General features: G+C 56.7%; 16 protein-coding genes. 11 read left to right on the top strand and 5 right to left on the bottom strand.

From position 1 onward, the window contains the following. Positions 1-51 precede the first annotated feature (51 nt). Positions 52-825 carry an enoyl-CoA hydratase gene (locus QPM17_RS04205; RefSeq protein WP_199480302.1) on the bottom strand — a complete coding sequence of 258 codons (774 nt, stop codon included), beginning with the start codon at positions 823-825 and terminating at the stop codon, positions 52-54. 195 nt (positions 826-1,020) lie between these two features. Here QPM17_RS04205 and QPM17_RS04200 point away from each other — a divergent pair, with 195 nt between their 5' ends. Continuing rightward, the gene (locus tag QPM17_RS04200) at positions 1,021-2,535 is read left to right on the top strand and encodes a fumarate hydratase (RefSeq protein WP_285389033.1); all 1,515 of its coding nucleotides are present in this window, start codon (positions 1,021-1,023) and stop codon (positions 2,533-2,535) included. 52 nt (positions 2,536-2,587) lie between these two features. On the opposite strand, the gene QPM17_RS04195 is transcribed toward QPM17_RS04200, so the two are convergent. The 3 genes from QPM17_RS04195 to QPM17_RS04185 all read right to left on the bottom strand — a co-directional run bounded on the left by QPM17_RS04195 (position 2,588) and on the right by QPM17_RS04185 (position 6,641). Next, positions 2,588-3,925 carry an OLD family protein gene (locus QPM17_RS04195; protein WP_285389031.1) on the bottom strand — a complete coding sequence of 446 codons (1,338 nt, stop codon included), beginning with the start codon at positions 3,923-3,925 and terminating at the stop codon, positions 2,588-2,590. Between the two features lies 1 nt (position 3,926). After that, a complete protein-coding gene (locus QPM17_RS04190) occupies positions 3,927-4,883 on the bottom strand; it encodes a reverse transcriptase domain-containing protein (RefSeq protein ID WP_285389029.1) in 957 nt (318 codons plus the stop codon). 303 nt (positions 4,884-5,186) lie between these two features. Next, entirely contained in the window at positions 5,187-6,641 is a 1,455-nt protein-coding gene (locus QPM17_RS04185; RefSeq protein ID WP_285389026.1) for a protein adenylyltransferase SelO, read from the bottom strand. Positions 6,642-6,939: 298 nt separating this feature from the next. On the opposite strand from QPM17_RS04185, the gene QPM17_RS04180 reads away from it, so the two are divergent. From QPM17_RS04180 to QPM17_RS04155, 6 genes are read left to right on the top strand one after another with little or no spacing between them, the layout of a single operon-like run. Next, positions 6,940-7,887: a hypothetical protein gene (locus tag QPM17_RS04180; RefSeq protein ID WP_285389023.1), complete on the top strand. Its 948-nt coding sequence runs from the start codon at positions 6,940-6,942 to the stop codon at positions 7,885-7,887. 11 nt (positions 7,888-7,898) lie between these two features. Next, entirely contained in the window at positions 7,899-8,714 is an 816-nt protein-coding gene (locus QPM17_RS04175) for an HAD-IIB family hydrolase (protein WP_285389020.1), read from the top strand. Between the two features lie 31 nt (positions 8,715-8,745). Beyond that, entirely contained in the window at positions 8,746-9,969 is a 1,224-nt protein-coding gene (locus QPM17_RS04170) for a glycosyltransferase family protein (RefSeq protein ID WP_285389018.1), read from the top strand. A gap of 29 nt (positions 9,970-9,998) precedes the next feature. Further along, a complete protein-coding gene (locus QPM17_RS04165; RefSeq protein ID WP_285389755.1) occupies positions 9,999-11,696 on the top strand; it encodes a sugar phosphorylase in 1,698 nt (565 codons plus the stop codon). 15 nt (positions 11,697-11,711) lie between these two features. Beyond that, entirely contained in the window at positions 11,712-12,833 is a 1,122-nt protein-coding gene (locus QPM17_RS04160) for a tRNA-queuosine alpha-mannosyltransferase domain-containing protein (protein WP_285389017.1), read from the top strand. 32 nt (positions 12,834-12,865) lie between these two features. Beyond that, on the top strand, positions 12,866-13,831 hold the full coding sequence (locus QPM17_RS04155; protein ID WP_422732729.1) for an NAD(P)H-quinone oxidoreductase: 966 nt from the start codon (positions 12,866-12,868) through the stop codon (positions 13,829-13,831). 26 nt (positions 13,832-13,857) lie between these two features. Here the strand turns inward: QPM17_RS04155 and QPM17_RS04150 are convergent, their stop codons facing one another. Beyond that, positions 13,858-14,883 (bottom strand): NADP-dependent oxidoreductase, encoded by a 1,026-nt coding sequence (locus QPM17_RS04150; protein WP_285389014.1) that lies wholly within the window; start codon positions 14,881-14,883, stop codon positions 13,858-13,860. Positions 14,884-15,117: 234 nt separating this feature from the next. On the opposite strand from QPM17_RS04150, the gene QPM17_RS04145 reads away from it, so the two are divergent. Genes QPM17_RS04145 through QPM17_RS04130 form a run of 4 tightly spaced genes read left to right on the top strand, consistent with a single transcriptional unit; the run spans position 15,118 to position 22,545 of the window. Continuing rightward, entirely contained in the window at positions 15,118-17,193 is a 2,076-nt protein-coding gene (locus QPM17_RS04145; RefSeq protein ID WP_285389013.1) for a type VI secretion system Vgr family protein, read from the top strand. Further along, positions 17,190-18,023, top strand: a complete 834-nt coding sequence (locus QPM17_RS04140) for a DUF4123 domain-containing protein (protein WP_285389011.1) — start codon at positions 17,190-17,192, stop codon at positions 18,021-18,023. Before QPM17_RS04145 ends, QPM17_RS04140 begins: the two co-directional genes overlap by 4 nt. Next, complete coding sequence (locus QPM17_RS04135) at positions 18,020-21,415, top strand: toxin VasX (RefSeq protein ID WP_285389010.1); 3,396 nt, start codon at positions 18,020-18,022, stop codon at positions 21,413-21,415. The genes QPM17_RS04140 and QPM17_RS04135 overlap by 4 nt, the downstream gene beginning before the upstream one ends. Further along, positions 21,412-22,545 (top strand): SoxR reducing system RseC family protein, encoded by a 1,134-nt coding sequence (locus tag QPM17_RS04130; RefSeq protein WP_285389009.1) that lies wholly within the window; start codon positions 21,412-21,414, stop codon positions 22,543-22,545. The genes QPM17_RS04135 and QPM17_RS04130 overlap by 4 nt, the downstream gene beginning before the upstream one ends. Positions 22,546-22,547: the final 2 nt, after the last annotated feature.

Raw genomic sequence — 22,547 nt, 5'->3', positions numbered from 1 at the left:
ATAGTTGGCCCCGAGACTTTTGTCGAGTCTTTCGGGGCAGGGGTAGCCAGCCTAGCTGAAGCTTGAGAAATCCGGTTTCCGCTTTTCAGTGAAGGCCTTGATGGCTTCGGCATTTTCCGGTGACTTCAGGCGTTCTGCGAAGAGTTTGCCTTCGGCCAGCATGGCGGTTTTCAGCGTATCGCCGCTGGCCCGGTTCAGCAATTCACGGGTGGCACGGACGGCCGCCGGGGGCTGGGCTGCAAGCCGTGCGCAGGCTTCCAGAGCCTTCGTTTCAGTTTGTGACGGTTCGCACACCTGGTTGATCAGCCCCAGGCGCTGAGCATCTTCGGCTGTGAATGCGCCGCCCAGCATCAACAACTCCGCAGCGCGTACCCGGCCGAGCCAGGATGGCAGCAATAGGCTGGAGCCGCCTTCCGGGCACAGGCCTAGGTTGGCAAAAGGCATCTGGAAGCGGGTGTTGTTGCCGGCAAACACCAAATCGCAATGCAGCAGCATGGTGGTGCCGATGCCCACGGCGGGGCCATTCACTGAGGCTACGATCGGTTTGTTGGTGGTGGCCATCAGGAACAGGAACCGGCCTACAGGGGTGTCTTCAAACTCGCCGGGCAGGCCCGCGGCAAAATCGCTCAAGTCGTTCCCGGCTGTGAAGCACTCATCGCTCCCGGTGTACAGAATACAGCGAATGTCGCTGTCGTCGCGGGCCTGTTCAATCGCATCACCGAGGGCGGTGTACATATCATGGGTGAGGGCGTTTTTGCGATCCAGGCGGTTAATCCTGACGGTTAGGATATGGTTCTTTTTTTCAGTTAGGACGAGGTCGGTCACGATGTCTCCTGCTGTTTTTATATCGAAGATACCAGCAATGTTACATTTTTTCGTGGCCGTTTAGGCAAGTTTGTCGTTAAAAACCTTCGCGCCGGGTTTGGTCCCTCGGTTTTGGATTTTCTGGTAAACTTCGCGCTTCCTTTATTAGACACGTTTAAAACCCCTACTAGACAAACCAGACCTGATGAGACGCCTATGACCACCGTAATCCGCCAGGACGACCTGATCGAGAGCGTAGCGGACGCGCTGCAGTTCATCTCCTATTACCATCCGAAAGACTTTATTCAGGCTGTACACGAGGCCTATAAGAAGGAAGAGTCCCAGGCGGCCAAGGATGCCATGGCGCAGATTCTGATTAACTCCCGCATGTGCGCTCAGGGCAAGCGGCCACTGTGCCAGGACACTGGCATCGTTACGGTGTTTGTGACGGTCGGTATGGATGTGCAATGGGATGCCGACATGGCGCTGGACGATATTATCAATGAGGGCGTTCGCCGGGCTTACATGCACCCGGACAACGTGCTGCGTGCCTCTATCCTGGCCGATCCGGACGGCAAGCGCACCAATACCAAGGACAACACACCTGCCATCATCCACTACAAGATTGTGCCGGGTAATACCGTGGATGTGCATGTGGCTGCGAAAGGCGGCGGTTCCGAGGCCAAGTCAAAATTCGCCATGCTGAACCCATCGGATTCCGTGGTGGACTGGGTGCTGAAAATGGTGCCGCAGATGGGCGCTGGCTGGTGTCCGCCGGGCATGTTGGGTATTGGCGTAGGCGGCACTGCTGAAAAAGCAATGGAGCTGGCCAAGGAGTCGCTGCTGGACCCGATTGATATCCATGACCTGCAGGCCCGTGGTGCCTCCAACCGTTCCGAGGAGCTGCGTCTGGAACTGTTCGACAAGGTGAATGAGCTGGGTATTGGTGCCCAGGGTCTCGGTGGCTTGACCACGGTTCTGGATGTGAAGGTCAAAGACTACCCGACCCATGCTGCCAACAAGCCGGTGGCGATCATTCCCAACTGCGCGGCCACCCGTCACGCACACTTCGTTCTGGACGGCTCCGGCCCTTCATTGCAAACTCCGCCGAGCCTGGACGACTGGCCGGAAATCACCTGGGAAGTGGGTGACAGCGTTCGCCGCGTGAACCTGGATACGGTCACACCGGAAGACGTGAAAGACTGGAAGCCGGGCGAAACCGTGTTGCTCTCCGGCAAGATGCTGACTGGCCGCGATGCTGCCCACAAGAAGATGGTGGACATGATCGAGCGCGGTGAGGAACTGCCGGTGGACCTGAAAGGCCGCTTCATCTATTACGTCGGCCCGGTCGACCCGGTGCGCGAGGAAGTGGTTGGTCCCGCGGGCCCCACCACCGCCACCCGCATGGACAAGTTCACCCGCACCATGCTGGAGAAAACCGGCCTCACCGGCATGATCGGCAAGGCGGAACGTGGCCAGGTGGCCATTGATGCCATTCGTGAGTTTGGTGCGGTTTACCTGATGGCCGTGGGTGGCTCTGCCTACCTGGTCTCCAAGGCCATCAAGCACGCGGAAGTGGTGGCCTTCGAAGAACTGGGTATGGAAGCCATCTACGAGTTTGAGGTGGAGGACATGCCGGTGACCGTGGCGGTGGACTCCAAGGGCTCCTCCGTCCACCAGACCGGCCCCGCCGAGTGGCACGACAAGATCATCGCCGCCAAGGCGGTGTGATTTTACATTTTAGTCAGCGCGCTGAGCAGGAGTTTGATCGTCATGGTCCTGCTCAGCGTAGAAAGCTTGTGAGCATACGCTTTAACTCTCCGACTTCGCGTTCACGGCTTTTGTTCAGAAACTCGAAAATTTCTACTTCTGTCATTAATTTTTTTAGAATTAGCCGTTTATATAGTTTTTTTGCCTTTTTGCTATCAGCAACATCACCCAAATCGATTCTGGGGATATCGGGACAATTTGACTCGTAATGCTCGAATAGATCCTTTTCAATGCTTTCGAACGGGATGCAAAAGGCCTGCCTTTCACTTCGAACATGCCTTCTATGTTTTTGGTCGCCGTCGAGGATCGATATAACGTTCTCCGGAGATGACAGGAAATTATCTTTTTTATTTCTCTTCATTAGGTCGGTAACGTTAGCTGATCCGCCAATATATATTATTTTATACTTGAAAAATGGAGATGGTCTAATCAGGCTTGTAATATACTCAATATAATTTTTAAGTACATCATCCTCTGTAAGAATATAGCGATCCCAGCCTCTAAATCCGAATAAAAGGCTTTTTATATAATTATAAGATTTCGGAGAGGATGTAATATTTCCATTAGCTTCCGATACAAAATGGAGTTCTTCAGCTCTTAGAGTTTTCATCAATGCAAGCGAGTGTGTTGTGAAAATTATGTTGACTCGCTGACTTTGGCAGAACTCTCTTAGTTCATTGATTAAATTTACCTGTGCTGAAGCATCTAGCGATAAATCAATTTCATCTATAACAATGCATTTTTTATTCTTTTCTATCGCCTTAAATAGATTGATTACGAAATATTCTCCGGAGCTCAAGTAATCTTCTCTTATGTAATAGTCATCCTCTAGGAGGATAAAGTAATAGTTATCCCCCTTTATTTGCGCGCACTTTAGGTTTTTAAATCGATCGGATTGATAAATATTTCCTAAAAATTTTATTATTGTGTGCGGCGTTTTGAAAGTCCTGGTAGCAATCTTTGAGCGAAGCTCATCATCTATATTAGCGAGCTTCTGGAAATGATTGAATCTTTCTCCATGAGGAAGAGGTAGTTCAACGTAAATGCTGTTTTTTATTTCTTTTGGTATCAGGTCCTTGGTATCCAAGAGTTTTATTTTTGGGTTGAATTTAAACTCGTAACTATCATTTCCAACTTTGTACGTAATTTCGCTTTGCTGTGAAAATATATATGGAGAAGCTGTTTTCTTAAACGTATCCGCAGAGTATAAGTTTTTGAAGGCTCTAACTAGAGTGGTCTTTCCAGTGCTATTTTTACCAACCAAGCAGATCAGCCTATTTTTGGAAAGATCTGCCGTGAAGTTTAGGGCTCTAATATGCTGAACATTTTTTATCTCTATGGATATATTCATTTTAGACCGACTTATGTAAGAACATATCTATCGTTGTATTACCATATTTTTTTCTAAGCTTGTCCAAGTAGTGACTATCAATGGTGCTTATAAAGTTGAGGGTTCCAGATAGTTTGGAGATTGTGTGTTCAAAGTCGGGGCCTGAGTAGCTCTCTAGAGCTTTCCTATTATTCAAGAAAAAGTGTAGTTTTATTTCTACATCTTCTTTTATCGAGTTGTCAATGGTTATACGACCATTTGGCAATATTAGTATGCCAAGTATCTTGACTCTGTTCCCCTTGTGGTTGAATTTAGTTTTTGATTTGTTGATATTGATCCGGCCAGAGAAATATTTTGATAGTAAGTTTTGAATTTTCTCTGACGCTTCCATTAACGTGATTTTTGTATTTGAAGATAATATGATGTCATCTGAATATCGTGAGTAATGAATGTTGGAGGTTTTGCAGTATTGATTAAGTTCGTTGTCAAAGTTAAATAGAACTGCGTTGCTTATAACTGGAGATGTTGAAAATCCGACCGGTAATTTTTCGTCAATTGTAATTAGATCTGCAATGTGGTTAATATAATTTTCAATGTCTGAGATAGGCAGATTTGGGGTGTTATCTTCTATAGTTGTTTTTACATCGGATAAGCTTATGCTTTCGAAGAAGTTGGAAATGTCGGTCTGAAAAAAATTTGTGCTTTGTGAATGTTTTTCTATAGCACTAAGTATGTTTTTTCCTTTTCGATAAGAAAATACAACTTCTTCATTGATTTCAAGGAACTCTAGTATCGTCTTATTGACGAATTTATGGAAATCCTTAAGTTTCTTGCTTGGGCTGGCTATTTTTTTATTTTTTAGCTCAATGAAGCTACATTCACCGGTTGTTGACGCAGAAAGGAGGTCATTGAACCTATATCTATCGTGAAAGGTCGATGTGAATGCTTCCTTTAATGGTCTCTTATCGGGAGTTGTCATAGATTGTGGTCTAATTAGGCCGAGGAACTGGGTGCTTAACTTTGCGTCTATTGGAAAGAAGACCTAGAGGATAGAAAGCGTAATCAGGTGTGGGCGTCATTCCATGGTTCGAAATTACAGCCGACGCCGATGACTCAATGTGTGACAAAGAATCAGAGCGGCGCCCAGTGTAACATTGCTCAAAGCGGCGTAGTGACTAGCTTAATGACTGGAGATACTCCTAGTCGCTAGTATGATTAGAAAATACCCAAATTCCTTTATGAAATCAAGTGGCAGATGGGCTTTGTTGGCGTAGGTTGCAAATCATGACGAACAACTGATACTCAGGTGCTTTCCCCAATCCGGAGGTGCCGCCGCGTATTCCTCGAACTCCGGCTGTTCATCGAACGGCTTTTTCAGCACCTCCAGCAATTCCTTCATCGGCTTATAATCGCCATTCTGTGCTTCCAGGATCACCTGCTGCGCCAGGTAGTTCCTCAGGATGTACTTGGGATTCACCTTGCGCATCTGGTATTCCCGCTCGTCATGGGCACGGGTTTCCGACTGCAGGCGCTGTTCGTAACGCTCGAGCCATTCATCCGCCACACTGCGGTCCACAAACAGGTCGCGGATCGGCGAAGAACCTTTTGACGTGAGATTGGAAAGACCCCGGAAGAACAGGGTGTAGTCCACATGGTGCTCGTGCAGCATACTGAAGGTATCCATGATCAGGCCCAGGTCGGACTCGTCCTCCAGCGCCAGCCCCAGCTTGTCCCGCATGTTCTGCAGGAAGCGCTCGTTGTAAGCCACCTCATAACGACGCAGCCCACGACGCACATCGTCTTCATTCATAACCGGAAGCAATGCATTGGCCAGGTACTGGCAGTTCACAAACCCTATGTTGGGCTGACGATTATAGGCGTAACGGCCCCCCTGGTCGGTATGGTTGCTGATATAACCCGCATCAAAGTCATCGAGAAATGCATAGGGGCCATAATCAAAGGTATCGCCGATAATCGACATATTGTCGCTGTTCATCACCCCATGGCAGAACCCTGCGGCCTGCCAGTCGGCAATCATCCGCGCAGTGCGTTCAACCACCTCCACAAACCACCGCTGGTACCGCTCGTCCTCCGGCAGGTCGATCAGGTGAGGGAAGTGCAGGGCAATCACATGCTCTATCAGGGTTCGCAGGGCCTCCTCGCCCTCATGATGAGCCGCAAACTCAAAATGCCCGAAGCGAATATGAGTCTCCGCAACCCGCAACAACGCCGCCGCCGTTTCAATCGACTCCCGCCGCACCGGGTCCTTGGCACTCACCATAAACAACGCCCGCGTGGTCCGGATCCCCAGTGCCGCCATCGCCTCACTGCACAGATACTCCCGGATAGTCGACCGCAGCACCGCCTTGCCATCGCCAAACCGGGAATAGGGCGTCATCCCCGACCCCTTCAAATGCCAGTCCCAACGCCGCCCGTCAGGACCAACCGTCTCCCACAACAACAATCCACGGCCATCCCCCAGTTCCGGGTTATACGTCCCGAACTGATGCCCCGTGTACTTCATCGCCACCGGATCCATCCCTTCCAGCAGTTCCGCCCCGGCACCCACACCGGTCCACTCCTCCGGGTTCTCCGAATGGAACCCCATCTCCCGCGCCAGATCATGGTTAAAACACACCATCCGCGCGTCTTTTAGCGGCGTTGGCTGCACCCGGGTGTAGAAACTGTCCGGTAGCTCAAGGTAGCGATGTTCGACTTTAAAACCGTTGCTGCTCATAGGTTTTCCGAGCCCTTTAATCTACGAAAATCTGACTCCGAAGCCAGAGAGCGGTAATGGGAGATACCCTTTGCAGACCGTGCATTGCCAGGGATGGCAATGCCGAGCCCCCAGGGACGGGTTCACGGCGTGTCTGCAAAGGGTATCTCCCATTGCCGCCGCCACCCGATTCGGAGGGCTATACCCAGTAGTGTCCCAGATAACTAAAGCCCGCGACAAACACACTCGCTACCACCACCTATACTCCAATTGGTACAAAACCTGCAAAACCCAAAACAAACCAACAGGAACCAGCAAAGTGTCCGCACCCGATCTGACCACCACCATCCAGAAACTGATCAACCAGGAATCCCTCCCCGATTCCTACGCCGACACCGTCAAAAAAACCATCCTCCCCCTGGCCCAACATATCCACAGCCTCAGAAAAGCCCGTGAAGAACCCATCATCATCGGCATCCACGGCGCCCAGGGCACCGGAAAATCCACCCTGACGGAATTCCTCAGGGAACTGCTGACCATCCACTATCGCATTCCTACAGCCAGCTTCTCCCTGGACGACCTCTACCTCACCCGTGCCGAACGTGAACAACTGGCACAGAGCGTCCACCCGCTGTTCATTACTCGCGGCGTACCCGGTACCCACGACATCGCCCTTGGCCAACAGGTCATCGACCAGTTGAAAGCCGCCGGCCCGGATACGGAAACCCTCATACCTGCCTTCGACAAATCCCGCGACGATCGCTGCCCCCGGGATCAGTGGCCGGTATTCCGTGGCAGGGCAGAGGTGATCCTGATCGAGGGTTGGTGCATGGGCGCTGTGCCCGCAGCCAGCGAGGCGGAGTTGATGGAACCGGTCAACGAACTGGAGCGGGCCGAGGACCCGGAAGGCACCTGGCGGCAGTACGTCAACCGTTGCCTGAAGGGAGAGTACAGCCGGTTTTTCAGCCAGGTTGATAGCCTGATCATGCTGAAGGCACCTTCCATGGAATGTGTTCTCCAGTGGCGCACCCTTCAGGAGCACAAGCTCCGGGAGCGAAACAGGTATGCACCAAAACAGGGCGGTGAAAACAATGAGACTGCCCGCCCGTCGCGCATCATGAGTGACGAAGAAGTCGTCCGCTTCATCATGCATTACGAGCGAATCACCCGTGCCAGCCTTGAAGAAATGCCGGCCCGCGCAGATTGCGTGATCAACGTGGGTGAAGACCACAGTTTCGGTGAACCGCTGATCCGTCAGCGCCAGTAGAGGATGCCGCCATGCCCAAACCCCGTCTGATCCTGTTTTCCGACCTGGACGGCACCTTGCTGGACCACGACAGCTATGACTGGTCCCCTGCAAAGCCCGCGCTTGCGCGGTTGGCAGCAGCGGACATTCCGGTGGTCCTCAACTCCAGCAAGACCGCCGGCGAGATACGCGCTCTGCGGGAACAACTGGGCAACACCGCCCCCTTCATTGTGGAAAACGGCGCCGCCGTGATCATTCCCGCGAACTGTTTTGGACCGGGCCCGGAGCAGGTGCAGACTTTTGGGGCACCACGGGATGACGTGCTGGCGCTGCTCAAAGAATGTCGCGCGGAGGGCTTCCGGTTCCGCAGTTTCTCAGACATGAGCCCGGCAGAGCTGGCCGGGCACTCCAACCTCTCGGAATCGGAGGCAGAGCTTGCGAAAGAACGCGCCGGCACAGAGCCGCTTTTGTGGGAGGGAGACGAGGATTCACTGGCCCGATTCCGCGAGAAACTGAGCGAGCACAGTTGCCGCCTGGTGCAGGGCGGGCGCTTTCTCCATGCCATGGGAACCTTCGATAAAGCCGATGGGGTCCGGTTCTTGCTAAATAAATATCGAGAGCACTACAGGGAGCAATATCCCGTCGACAGGGTAATCGCCATCGCGCTGGGCGACAGCCCCAACGATCAACAGATGCTGGAAGAGGCGGATATCGCGGTGATCGTGCGGGGTGTGCAGTCTGACAGCGTCTCCCTGCCGTCCCAGAGCCGGGCCATACGGTCCATCAAGACCGGCCCGGCCGGCTGGAACGAATGCGTGCTGAATCTGCTGATTGAGTACGGCTACTGAAACCGGGTTTTCAAGTAACAGGAGAGCCGCCATGGGCGACTTTTATCAGAACGGCATCATCACAACCCTCCACAACCTGTGCCGCCGGCCGGTGGAAGAGCTTGAGCAGGAACTGATGAGCTTTCGCAAGGCCCGGCCCATGTCACTGGTTTTGCCGTCGCTGTATTCAGAACTGGAAGGTCCGGCACTGAAGAACATCGTGAAGGAGCTGGCAAAGGTGCCCTACCTTGAGCAGATCGTTATCGGGCTGGACAGGGCCAACGAGCAGGAATACCGGCATGCTCTGGAGTATTTCTCTGAGTTGCCCCAGCATGTCCGTGTACTTTGGAACGATGGCCCCAGGCTCCGGGCGCTGGACGTTAAGCTCCGGGAACAGAACCTGGCGCCTACGGAAATGGGCAAGGGCCGAAACGTCTGGTACTGCTTCGGGTATGTGCTTGCCTCAGGAATGAGCAAATCCGTGGCCCTGCACGATTGCGACATACTCACCTACTCCCGGGACCTGGTCGCACGGCTGATCTATCCGGTGGCCAACCCCAACTTCAACTACATGTTCTGCAAAGGCTATTACGCACGGGTGGCGGACAGCAAAATGAATGGTCGTGTCAGCCGCCTGCTGGTCACGCCACTGATCCGGGCGCTGAAGAAAGTATGCGGCCCCAGTGATTTCCTGGACTACCTGGACAGCTACCGCTACCCATTGGCGGGTGAGTTCTCCTTCCGTACCGACGTGATCAACGACCTGCGCATCCCCAGCGACTGGGGGCTGGAAGTGGGCGTGCTCTCGGAAATGAAACGCAACTACGCCACCAATCGCCTGTGCCAGGTGGACATCGCCGACACCTACGACCACAAACACCAGGAGCTTTCCCCGGAAGACGCCAGCCGTGGCCTGTCCAAGATGAGCACGGACATCAGCAAGGCGCTGTTTCGCAAGCTGGCAACCAATGGAGAGATTTTTTCCAACGAGAAATTCCGTACCATCAAGGCGGCATATTTCCGCATTGCCCTGGATTTTATCGAAACCTACCAGAGCGACGCCGTGATTAACGGGCTGACGTTTGACCGCCACAAGGAAGAGAAAGCCGTGGAACTGTTTGCCCAGAACGTGATGAGGGCAGGGGCCTATTTCCTGGACAACCCTATGGACACGCCGTTTATTCCAAGCTGGAATCGCGTTACCAGTGCCATTCCGGACATCAAGGAACAGCTGTTGGAGGCGGTGGAGCTGGATAACGAGGAATACCGCCAGTGAGTAACACCCTGCATCACAAGCTGGCCACCATGCTGGATGTGGTTTATCCCGCAGTTGACACCGGCTTCCTGGCGGATCAGTTGCTGAAGACCATGGGCCTGAAGCCGGATACGCCGGCACCCCCGGCCCACCAGAACAACTGGGACGAATCCGACGTCATGCTGATTACCTACGCAGACACGGTCCAGCGCAGCAACGAAAAACCGCTCCAGACCCTGTTCCAGTTCCTTGAGGGTTGCCTGAAGGACACAGTATCGGCGGTGCATATCCTGCCATTTTTCCCCTACAGCTCGGACGACGGCTTCTCGGTGATGGACTACCTGTCAGTGAACGAGTCCCACGGCGAATGGGAGGATATCGAGCGCATCGCCGGCAATTACAAGGTGATGGCGGACCTGGTCATCAACCACATGTCGGCCCGCAGCCGCTGGTTCGAGAACTTCAAGAAACGGGTTGATCCCGGTAAGGACTATTTTTTCGAGGCCCGGCCCACGGATGATCTGAGTGCTGTGGTTCGACCCCGGACATCCCCTTTGCTTAACGCGGTGCAGACCGACGATGGCGAGCGTTACGTGTGGTGTACCTTCAGCGAAGACCAGGTGGACCTGAATTTTGCCAATCCCCAGGTGCTCAACGAATTTGTGGGTATCATCCGTTATTACCTGGAGCGGGGCGTGACCATCTTCCGGTTGGATGCGGTGGCCTTTTTATGGAAGGAGGCAGGCACGCCGTCCATCCATCTGCAGCAAACCCATGAACTGATCAAGATACTGCGGCTGCTGATCGAGCATCACACCCCTCATGGCGTAGTGATTACGGAAACCAACGTTCCCAACCGGGAGAACCTGACCTATTTCGGTAACGCCAACGAAGCCCATGTGATCTACAATTTTTCATTGCCGCCGTTGCTGATCAACACCCTGGTCACAGGCAACTGCCGGCACCTGAAAACCTGGCTGATGAGCATGCCTCCGGCCCAGATGGGCACTACCTACCTCAACTTTATTGCCTCCCATGATGGGGTAGGCCTGCGCCCGACTGACGGGCTGCTCTCGGAGCAGGAAAAGCAGCGGCTGATCAACACCATGGAATCCTTCGGGGGCAAGGTGTCCTACCGGCGGACCCCGGATGGCAAGGACCAGCCCTATGAAATGAACGTGGCCCTGTTCGATGCGTTAAAGGGAACAGCAGGGCGGGGCGCGGATCACTGGCAGCTGCACCGGTTTATCTGCGCCCACACCATCATGCTGGCGCTGGAGGGCATTCCTGCCTTCTACATTCACAGCCTGCTGGGTACGGAAAACGATCGGGAGCGGGTAGAACACACCGGCCGCCTGCGCTCCATCAATCGCGGTCAGTGGAACCTGGACCGCCTGGAGGCAGAGCTGGCGGACCCATTGAGCCATCATCACAAGGTGTTCACCGAACTGAAACGGCTGATTGCCATTCGCCGCCGGCAGCCGGCTTTCCATCCTAATGCCACCCAGTTCACCCTGCACCTTGGGCTGCAGCTGTTCGGTTTCTGGCGCCAGAGCATGCGCCGGGATCAGTCCATCTTCTGCATCCACAACATCAGCGATGAGGTCCAGCAGGTCTTCCTGGGAGATATCAACCTGATCGGCACCGACCAGTGGCAGGACCTGATTTCCGGCCTGAAGATAGACGACCTGTCCGGAAGCCTGACCCTCAGGCCCTATCAAAGTGTGTGGCTGTCCAACCGGGAATGATGGCAGAATGCGCGGATGTCATCGCACCTTCCATACCATCGGCCCCGCATCCTGCTTTTATCCGCCTACGACGCTGGCAGTCACAGACGCTGGCGGGAACAGCTGGTTGCCAGTCAGCCGGATTTCCAGTGGGAGGTACTGGCGCTTCCACCCCGGTTTTTCCGCTGGCGGATTCGGGGCAATGCACTGACCTGGCTCCAGGAGCCGGCGCTGAAGGCCGGTTATGACCTGCTGATTGTCACTTCCATGGTGGATCTGGCTTCGTTGAAGGGGTTTCATCCTCATCTTGCCCGCACGCCAACTATTCTCTACATGCACGAGAACCAGTTTGCCTATCCGGATTCCGGGCGTCAGCATTCCAGTGCTGAACCCAAAATCGTCAACCTGTACAGCGCGGTCGCCGCTGACCAGGTGTTGTTCAACAGTGCCTGGAACCGCGACAGCTTTCTCGACGGTGCCTATCGCTTTCTTGAAAAGATGCCGGACGGGCTTCCTGACGGCCTGATCAGCAGCATTCGTGGTAAATCCCATGTTATTCCTGTGCCCATTGAAGACAGGCTATTTGTTGAGAGGGATTGCACACACAATGAACGCTGCCCCCATCTGCTCTGGAACCACCGTTGGGAATACGACAAGGCGCCAGACCGTTTACTGCTGATGCTGGATACACTGACAGCGGCAGGCCAGGACTTCCGGCTAAGTGTGGTGGGTGAACAGTTCCGCAACCAGCCCGAGGCGTTTGACCGGATACATGAGCGGCACAGGGAACGCATTGTGAACTGGGGGTATCTGAAGAGCAGGTCCGATTATGATCGCTTGCTGGCGGAGGCAGATGTGGCCATTTCCACAGCCCTGCATGATTTTCAGGGGCTGTCGGTGCTGGAAGCCATGGCGTCCGGTTGTATGGCGCTGGCTCCGGACCGGCTGGCCTATCCCGAGTACGTGCCGGGAGCGCAACGATACACCAGCCATCCGGATGACCCGGAGGCGGAAGCCGCTGCAGCGGCTGGCCTGCTGCGCCAGCTATTGCAGCAGCCTCAAGAGCCTTGTGTGCCGAAAGCCTGGCGACTCAGTGAACTGCAAAAGAAATATTACAAAGTGATCAGTGCAACCCTGGGCCGGCTGGAGGTATCCTGAGCCTGACTCAAAACATGGAGTAAGCGCAGATGATGAGAGCCATCAAGGTCAGTGGCGACACCTTAAGCTGGGAGGCGTACGACATTCCTTCCGAAGTGCCTGAAAGTCATGTGGCTATTGATATTGCGTGGACCGCCATCAACCGTGCGGATCTGATGCAACGAGCCGGAGTCTATCCCCCGCCGCCCGGTGCCTCGGAAATCCTGGGCCTGGAAGTGAGCGGAACCATCTCTGAAGTGGGGGAGGGTGTGGACCACTTCAAGCCGGGTGATCAGGTTTGTGCCCTGCTCACCGGCGGCGGTTACGCCACCCATGTGGTGGTGCCCGCGGTCCAGGTATTGCCGATTCCCAAGGGTTATACCCTGAAAGAGGCCGCGGCAATCCCGGAAGTGTTTGCTACCGCCTGGCTGAACCTCTACCACGAAGCCGGGCTCAAACCCGGGGAAAAGGTTCTGGTCCATGCGGCAGCCAGCGGCCTGGGTACGGCGGTCATCCAGTTGGCAACCGCGCTGGGCAATCCCGTGTTTGCCACCGCAGGGGATAACGAGAAACTGGAAACCTGCAAGAGACTGGGCGCCACTGGTGTCTGGAATCGCAGGGACGGCTCGTTCGTTGATGCCATAAAATCCTGGGGTGGTGTCGACATGGTGCTTGATCCGGTCGGCGGCAACTACATTGCCGACGATCAGAAGGTGCTGAACGTGGACGGCCGGATCATACTCATTGGCCTGATGGGTGGCCGCATGGCGGAAGTGGATCTGGGGCTGATGCTGATGAAGCGCCATCGTCTGATTGGCTCAACCCTGCGCTCGCGCCCGGTCGCTGACAAGGGCGATGTGATGAGTGCTTTGTACCAACACGTCTGGCCACTGCTCAGTGCCCGGCAGATTGATCCGGTGATCGACAGTTCCTGGCCGATTGAGAAGGCCGGTGAAGCCATGGCCTATGTGGCAGAGAATCGGAATACCGGAAAGGTGTTGCTGCAGGTGGTCGGGTAAACCTCCTTCCCTGGAGGTTGTCGGGATCAGTCGGCGACGTGCACCAACTGTTTGCCGAAGTTCTTTCCTTTCAGCATGCCTTTGAAGGCTTCCGGCGCGTTTTCCAGGCCCTCGGCGATGGTTTCGCGGTATTTGAGGTCACCGGAAGCCACACGATCCGCCAGGATGTTGGTGATTTCCTGGTGCTTGTCCTGCCATTCCGTTACCAGGAAGAAGCGGTGTTCCGGAACGGGGTCCAGTGCCTTCAGTACGTGGAAGGGTGTTTCCACCGAGTTCATGTCTTCCGCGTTGTAGGCTGACACAAAACCACAGATGGGTACCCGGGCGCCGGGATTCAGCAGAGGCGCCACGGCGCGGGTCACTGCGCCGCCGACGTTTTCGAAGTAGATGTCGATGCCATCAGGGCAGGCGGCTTTCAGGTCTTCTTCCAGGTTACCGGCCTTGTAATCCACGCAGGCATCACAGCCCAGCTCTTCCACCACGTAACGGCATTTCTCCGGGCCACCGGCCACGCCGACTGCACGACAGCCTTCTTTCTTCGCAGTCTGGCCTACCACGGTTCCTACCGGGCCGGACGCAGCTGAAACCACCACGGTTTCACCGGCTTTCGGCTTGCCCACGTACATCAGACCGCAGTAGCCGGTGCGACCGGGCATACCGGCCACACCCAGGTAAGCCTGGAGGGGTACGTTGTCTTTCTGGTCAATCCTGTAGACCATCTCCGCATCGCCGGGGAATACCGCGTACTCCTGCCAACCGGAATAACAGGTGACCAGGTCGCCCACCTTGAGGTTGTCCGAGCGGGACTCAACAATCCGTGCAACGCTCTCGCCAACAATCACCTCGCCAAGGCCGATGGGGTCCATGTAACCCTTGGCGTCGTTCATGCGTGGGCGCATGTAAGGGTCCAGAGACAGCCACAGTACTTTGGCAAGAACCTCGCCTTCTTTCAGGTCCCGGACCGGGCGTTCTTCCAGAACCAGGTCGCCTTCCTTGATTTCGCCCTGGGGACGCTGGTTAAGAATGACCGCTCTATTGGTATAGTTGCTCACAAGTTATCTCCGGTTGCGTAATGAAACCAGATTAGGGTGCCGCAGAATCCTTATAAGGTCAACTTCCCAGTGTTGGGGTCAGACCCCAATACATTTCACCTTGTAAAATGCACTGGGGTCTGACCCCATGGAATGGGGTTACATTCTCCGGCCTGATCGTTATAATCCGTCAAAGCTCAGGACGAGCTGTTTGTTGATCAAGCCAAATTCCAGACATCTTCAGGGAACGAAGACATGCCCCAGGCAACCGGACTGCAGTTCACGGCCACCCTTGGCCAACTCCCCAGAGACCTGTTCACGGTCGTCCGCTTTGAACTGACCGAAACCCTCTCGAAGCTCTGCCACTGCAAGCTGGAACTGGCCAGTACCTCACCGGATATTGCCGCTGAAGACGTGCTGGAACAGCCGGTGGACCTGGTGGTCTGGCAGGACGGTAGGCCTCTAAGGCGTTTCCGCGGCGTGGCCAACGAATTCGCCCGGGGCGATTCCGGCTACCGCCGCACCCGCTACGAAGTCATCGTCCAGCCCCCGCTGTGGCGTCTGAACTTGATGCACAACAGCCGTATCTTCCAGACCCGGAACACCGACGCCATCGTGCGCACTCTGCTGGAAGAACGGGGCATCATCGACACCGTCTTCGACCTGAAACGCGCCCCCGAAGAACGGGAATACTGCGTCCAGCACCGGGAAAGCGACCTGGCCTTTATCGAACGGCTGTCCGCCGAAGAGGGCTGGCACTACCGGTATCATCACGGTGACGTGAACGGTGAAGAGCAGCCGGCCCTGATCATCGCCGACCACCACGGCGACGCTCCTAAACTGGAACCCGCCGAATACAACGGCAAGGCCGGCGGCAGCACCCGCCAGAGCGCCATCTTCCAGTTCAGCTACCGGGAACGGATCAGAGCGGCCTCGGTAGCCATGAAGGACTACACCTTCAAGAATCCCGCTTATGCATTAATGCACGAACGGCAAGCCGACAAGCTGGAGGCCCAGCGGGAAGACTACCAACACTACGACTACCCCGGCCGCTTCAAGGCCGACGCCAGTGGCCAGCCCTTTACCGAAAGCCGCCTGGACGCCCTGAGAAACGAAGCCACAACGGCCAACGGCCAGAGCAACCGCCCCGACTTCACCGTGGGCGCCAAGGTCGAACTCACGGAGCACGACAACCCGGCCCTGAACCGGGAATGGCTGTTCACCAGCATCACCCACACCGGCGAACAGCCCCAGGCCCTGGAAGAAGAGGGAGGCAGTGGCGCCACCACCTACCACAACGCCTTCAACGCCATTCCCGCAGACCGCACCTGGCGACCACAAGTGGAACACCGCCCATTGATGGACGGCCCCCAGATCGCCATCGTCACCGGCCCGGAAGGGGAAGAGATCCACTGTGACGAACATGGAAGAGTGAATGTCCGATTCCCGTGGGATCGCTACTCCAGGAATGACGAGCACAGCAGCGCCTGGCTGCGAGTCAGTCAGGGCTGGGCCGGTGGCCAGTATGGATTCATGGCATTACCGAGAATCGGCAACGAAGTCATTGTCTCCTTCCTGGACGGCGACCCGGATCAGCCGATCATTACCGGAAGAACCTATCACGCCACCAACACGCCGCCCTATGCACTGCCGGAACACAAGACCCGAACCACCCTCAAGACCCAGACCCATAAGGGCGAAGGCAGCAACGAACTGCGGTTTGAAGATGAAGCCGACCAGGAACAGATCTATATCCATGCCCAGAAAGACCTGGACCTGCTGACGGGGAACAACCGCACCGAAGTCATAAAAAATGACAGCCACCGAACGGTGGAGAACAACAGCTTCAGTCACATCAAGGGTAACGATCACTGCACCGTAGATGGAGAAAAGCGGGAGTCCATAGGTGGTGACTGCAGCCAGAATATCGGCGGCACCTTCCACCAGAAATCCGCCCAGGGCACCCTCAGCGAAGCCGGCACCGAAGTTCACCACAAGGCAGGCGCCAAGGTGGTGCTGGATGCCGGCGCGGAACTCACCATCTCAGCTGGCGGCAGCCTGCTGAAACTGGACCCGAGCGGTGTGACGCTGGCAGGCCCCGGCATCAAGATCAATTCTGGCGGTTCGCCGGGCAGTGGTTCGGGCCAGGGTGTGGTGATGGCGGAAATGCCGCAGGTGATTGAGGGTGACCAGCGCCACGAGCCCGCGCAGCAGGCACTGGCGGAGGTTGGACAGCGGGAAAACGCTCTAGCACTCAATGTAGAGTCCCAGTTAGCGGCACTCAGGAAGGGGAACGCAACCTGCCCGGTTTGTGAGGAGCAGAACTCATGAATCAGGATTATTGCTGCCCTATATCGGGGTCGCCGTTTACCCATGTTCACTGGCCTGACCATCACCCGGTTGGGCTTGTCATGGATGGTGTCGCTATCCCGGGACTCGGTGAACAGATATACCAGTGGGGCGGTGGCCAGCCTTTTAATGCGGAATGCCTGTACGTTGCAACCCGCTGGGAGGCGGTTTCGGACCTGTCCCCTTGGCTTGTATGGCTCAGTGGGCCGGAAGACCCGGTGCTGGAAGGGTTCCTGGAGCAGGGGGCCGTGAAAGAGCAGGGGTATTTGCTGGTTTCAGCCACAGACCGTGCTACCTGTACCCGCTGGATGCGGTCCCACCTGCAGGTAGAAATGTCGCCGGGCTGTGATGAGCTGGTGCGCATTGCCCATCCGGCGCTGGCCAGGACGGTGATCGGGGGGAACCTGCCCCGTTTCCCCACCAGGGCCGTGGATCGGCTGATTGTTCCGGATCGTATCAGCGAACAGTGGCACCTTATCGAGCCTCCGGCTGTTCAGTCAGGCAGCACAGTTGACCAGCCCGGAAAAATGATGGCCGCGCCGGACCTGAGCAGCGCTTTCGAAGCCTTCGATCGGCGCAAGGACGCACTGCAGATATGGAACAGCCTGGAGCAGTCGGTGCGCAACCAGTTGGGTGGCCCTGAATTGAGGGATGCTTACCCGGCACTCGGGAAAACACTGGAAGAGGCACGTGGCAGCGGGTGCAACAGCTTGCGGGAGGTGATGCAATTCCTGTTCGCAACATTGCCACAACGAGCCGATAGCAATCCCGTGACGGAAACGGCACCCCATTGGATCAAGGATGAACAATGACACGGATACAACGCCCCACTGACGACCGGACAAGCAACGATCTTTTATGCTGGGAACAGCCAGGCACCCCCATTGATGAGCCCGCGTCATGCCCACTGCTGAAAACCGTGCACCTGCTGCCCATCCGGTATGGCCGGGTGGAAGTTGCGCCCGCCGATACAGACCCCGGGTACCCTTACTCACTGACCTCCCGCCCCCTTGGCTACCGCCTCCTGAGGCATGGTTACCTTTATGTACTGGACGCGGATACCGGGGAGCTCCACGAGTACCTGCATGAAAACGGTGAACTGACGGGCCACAACGACGGCAAGCTGGAGTACCCGAAGCAGCACACCCTGTACGTTTGCTTCACCGATGTGCCCTTGACTGAACGCAAGAAAGCCCAGGTACTCGATAGCCAGGAGGAACGGGCGCACTTCATGCAGGAGATCAACCTGGCCAGTGCCTCCCCTGTCAGCGGTGGCAAGCACCTGTTAACGCCCGAACAGGCCAAACAATGGGTGGCTGAATTTACCGAAGACTATACGCCGGATGCCCCCGAAGACGGTCACCCCCAGGAAAGCGAGCCCTACCATTGGGAGAACCAGCCCTACTACCATAAGACCCGATTCGGCAAGTTGATCAAGCAGCAGGCCGTGGAAGACCCGGACGATTGCCTGTGCCTGGTGCTGCAGGACGACGTGGGCGTGATGCTGGACCTGGCCCAGCATCAGGATGATGTGGTGGATTGGATCGGCGACTGGGCGCAAGGGGGTGACGAGCCGGGGCACACCGAGCGGGACTATATGCTGGGGGCGTGGATAGAGTCCATGACACTGATCAACGATCAGGCCCTGGAGACAGCTGGCGACAGACCGGGAGGCGAACCTTTCCAGGAGTTGTACGAGAGCACCGACGAGGCGCAGCGCCGAGCCATCTACGACTACCTCGAGGTGCGCAGGGATTACCGTGGCCCGCAACCGATGGGGCCCGAAACCTACCTGCGCGAGCACCACGGGGATAATCCCCTGGTCCGGGCACAATTGGCCATGATCGATGCCCTGGGGCAGGCGAACTACGATCAGCACCGGGACACCATCAATCAGCTCAACCTGCAGAACTATTACCAGCTTAACGGTGCCAAACTGGGCCAGCGCGGCATCAACGAGCTGATCGACCGCCCCCGTATGGACGCCTTCATGGCGGCGCAGAGGGCCAAGCTGGCACGGTGGCAAGGGTTGCTGGCGGACATCACCGACGACCGGGCCACCCTCTTGTGTGATTCCCGCTTCCACCAGGCCGCCTGGTATTTCGACGTGGCGGACGAGAAGCAACTGGAGGCAGCCCTGGACCTGAACTATGCCTGCGTGAAGGACCTTTGCCGGACCGACGAGGCGGCGGAAAAGGTGCTGGCCTGGCTGGTGGAGAACCCCCAGTACAGTCACCCCCTGTTCCACACCTTGCCCAAGACCGCCCAGGCGCCGGACGCAGAGCCCTCGACCACCTACTTTGGTATCGCGGGGGCCGGCTACAGCCTGGTGACCAAGGCCGCCGAATGGGCGCGGCGCCTGGCCGATGTGGAGGCCGGACACCTGCCGGACCTTGAGCTACGCTCCCAGGAGATCCAGGCAAAGGCGGCCGCCATTGGCGACACCCTGGCACCGGCGGTGTCAAAAGGTATAGCCCGGGCCATGGAACAGCTTTACCAAGGCATTGAGTCAAACCGGATACCGTCCCTGGACGACCTGTTCCGGGACCTGCCGTATTTCTTCAAGGGCAAGATGCTCAAGGCCATCCAGGCCGGTGAGGTAGAGTTCCGCGTTGCCTCGGAACCGGAGCTGGCCACCTTTCGCCAGAACCTGGAACAACTGCTGTCGCTGAACGAACGGCTGGAAACCCTGACCCACGACCACGACGTGGCCAAGGCCACCCACGGCCACAAGTCCGAGCGGGCGCAAAGCATCGTCAACGAGTTCAAGTTCACCCGTGAGGAACAGCGAGCCCTGGGCCGGCGTCTGGCCGGCGCCCTCAGCCCGGTGGAGGAAACCGATACCGGCCTCCGGCTAGAGCCCGCAACCACGGGCAGGGCGGGCGTCGCCCTGTTGATGCCCGCCGCGAGCCAGCAGCAGATGGGAACAATGATGGGCCACATCCGCCAGGGCCTGACCTCCGCGCCGCGGGTGAACCTGCTGGGGGATGGGCTGGGTGTGTTTGTGGCGCAGGCGGTAAATTTGGTTAACGCCGTTTCCGAAGTTAAAGCTCAATCACCAAGCGCCAGGAGCTATGGCAAACTTATCGAAAGTCTGTCTGTTACATCTGGCGCCGGTTTCCTGGCTGCCCAGAGCCTGTCAGACACCGCCCTGTCTTCCAGGGCTCAGACTCTGGCCAACGCTTGGCAGCGCAGCACCGTGCAGTCGGTCCATATTCGCATGGGTAAGCTGCATGTTTGGCTGGGTGGGCCTGCCTATCTGTTCGGTGCAGTCAGCGCCGCCATCGGCACCTACAAGCATGCCAACAACTGGCTGGAAGCGTTACGGACCGGTAATGCAGAGGCGCAGTTGGGTGCGACCCTCGGCCTGATGGGAAGTGGCGGGCTGGCCATGACCAATGCCTACGGGTTTGGCCGGTCCGTCCACATGGGATGGGCGGTGGTACAGGCCAGTGACGATGTCGCCAAGGCTGGGGCCTGGGCCACCGCCGGCACCCGGCTGTCTAGCCTGTTCGCCCGCCTGAACATTGCCGGGCTGGTATTTACCGTGTTCGAGCTGGGCGGCACCTGGTTGTACAACCGCTACAATTTGAGTGAGCGGGATCAATGGCTGCAGACCACCCCCTGGTCGCGGGAACCCGGTCAGGTCCACAATGGATCGCTGGAGGAGTATGAGCAGGCTTTCGCCCAGCTTGGTAACAGCCTGTCCCTGGAGAAGGTCCCGGAGGAAGAGGAAGACGGTAAGGACCAACTGGTGCTGAACTGCCACGGTCTGACGGCGGCGGGGCTGATAGAGCCCCTGGGCCAGCCGGCGCCCCGGCGGGTGTGGCTCAGCGCCTGGCGCATCCGGCCGGAACGCTCGGGCTGGTTCCGTGATACCCCGGAAACCTGGGTGCGCTGTTCCCATGATATCCTGACGAACCTGGAGACTTGGGAAGGGAGCGGGCACCTGCAACTAGCGTTCTCGCCCCCGGACCACAGCAAGAGCGGTCCGAATCCCGAAACCCGTGACCTGGCGCTGATGGTCCGGCTGGACACATTGCATTCGGAAGACCGCTACACCCAGGAGGTGTACATGCTCAAGGTAACGCCGGACAGTGACTGGCCGGTGACGCCCGTTCAGGAACCTCCCCAGGACAATGAAGGCCGGACTTTCTGGTACCAGGTACGCAATCCCTTTATGGAACTGGATATCTTCGAATGACGTTGGAAACTCCCAAGGCGGATATAGCGAACGCCCCCAGGGCCGGCAAGGTTGAGAGCTTCCCCAGCGGTCGGCTCACCTTCCTGGCCCCTCTGCCCCTGCCCACCGGCCTGCCGCCGACAGACCACGGCCGTGCGGTGGGGACTATAAATGATCGTTACCTGGACTTCGGGATGGGGCTGCCACCAGTGTTTGGCTGGCAGGTAACCTTGGGCATGCCATTTTTTGGTTTCTTGTCTATCGCCTTCGTTTTTCCGTTGATTGCCTTTTTATTGTTTTACTGGCTGGGTAATGGTTTCCCCGATGCCATTCACGCCTTTTGGGGAGTGATTAATATTGGCTTCTGGATTGGTTTGGGGGCGGGAGTATTCTTCTTCTTGCTCAGCCTGGGCATCTGGTACCACCAGCACCTCAAGTACAAAACCGTTATGCCCACCCGCTTTAACCGACAGCGCCGGGAGGTGTGCTTCGTGCCCAAGGGTCACCGGGAGCCCATCTTCGTGCCCTGGGAGGAACTGGTGGCCTGGGTGACCGAGGCCCAGGGGGTGACCGAGTACGGTGTACAGCGCCAGTATGGCTTCGGAGTGGGCTTTCTCCACCCGCAAACCGGCGAGAAGTACACCCTGGAATTCCAGACTTACGGTTTGCTCCAGGCCATCAGTAACTGGGAGGCCATCCGGGCCTATATGGAGTACGAGGTGCATACCCTGAAGGAAATCCAGGACCCGCTGGAGCTGCAAGGTTCTGACGACCCGCCCTGGGAGGGCGTGCACGTGTTCCGCAATGCCAGGGCGCGCCTGCACCAGCGCCGCCGGGCTGGTGAGGTGGGTTGGTTCCATACCCTCGGCTGGTACCTGTACCACCTGATGACTTTCTGGACCATCCCGAACCGGCTGGTGGAGTGGGAAGTGAAAAAGATACAGAAAATGAACCGCAGGGCCCTGCCTGAGGCCATGCAGCGCTGGTCTGAACCGTTACCGGAGAGCGAGAGGGCCAAGCCGAGCGAGGAACTGAAGCGCCAAAGCAAGCGGGTGTTGGACCTGCAAAAAGCGGAGCCCCAAAGGCCTGTCACTGAGATCTTTGTCCAGGTTGGTGATGAGCTTGCAGGCGAGTCCTCAATGACTGCTTGATT

It is taken from the genome of Marinobacter azerbaijanicus, assembly GCF_030250645.1.
Classification (GTDB): Bacteria; Pseudomonadota; Gammaproteobacteria; order Pseudomonadales; family Oleiphilaceae; genus Marinobacter; species Marinobacter azerbaijanicus.
This window is presented reverse-complemented; position numbering and strand designations above follow the sequence as displayed.

Coding starts and splice junctions, on each gene's coding strand:
- QPM17_RS04200 (WP_285389033.1), top strand. CDS start 1,021: ATGACCACCGTAATCCGCCAGGACGACCTGATCGAGAGCGTAGCGGAC.
- QPM17_RS04195 (WP_285389031.1), bottom strand. CDS start 3,925: ATGAATATATCCATAGAGATAAAAAATGTTCAGCATATTAGAGCCCTA.
- QPM17_RS04190 (WP_285389029.1), bottom strand. CDS start 4,883: ATGACAACTCCCGATAAGAGACCATTAAAGGAAGCATTCACATCGACC.
- QPM17_RS04185 (WP_285389026.1), bottom strand. CDS start 6,641: ATGAGCAGCAACGGTTTTAAAGTCGAACATCGCTACCTTGAGCTACCG.
- QPM17_RS04175 (WP_285389020.1), top strand. CDS start 7,899: ATGCCCAAACCCCGTCTGATCCTGTTTTCCGACCTGGACGGCACCTTG.
- QPM17_RS04170 (WP_285389018.1), top strand. CDS start 8,746: ATGGGCGACTTTTATCAGAACGGCATCATCACAACCCTCCACAACCTG.
- QPM17_RS04165 (WP_285389755.1), top strand. CDS start 9,999: ATGCTGGATGTGGTTTATCCCGCAGTTGACACCGGCTTCCTGGCGGAT.
- QPM17_RS04160 (WP_285389017.1), top strand. CDS start 11,712: ATGTCATCGCACCTTCCATACCATCGGCCCCGCATCCTGCTTTTATCC.
- QPM17_RS04155 (WP_422732729.1), top strand. CDS start 12,866: ATGAGAGCCATCAAGGTCAGTGGCGACACCTTAAGCTGGGAGGCGTAC.
- QPM17_RS04145 (WP_285389013.1), top strand. CDS start 15,118: ATGCCCCAGGCAACCGGACTGCAGTTCACGGCCACCCTTGGCCAACTC.
- QPM17_RS04140 (WP_285389011.1), top strand. CDS start 17,190: ATGAATCAGGATTATTGCTGCCCTATATCGGGGTCGCCGTTTACCCAT.
- QPM17_RS04135 (WP_285389010.1), top strand. CDS start 18,020: ATGACACGGATACAACGCCCCACTGACGACCGGACAAGCAACGATCTT.
- QPM17_RS04130 (WP_285389009.1), top strand. CDS start 21,412: ATGACGTTGGAAACTCCCAAGGCGGATATAGCGAACGCCCCCAGGGCC.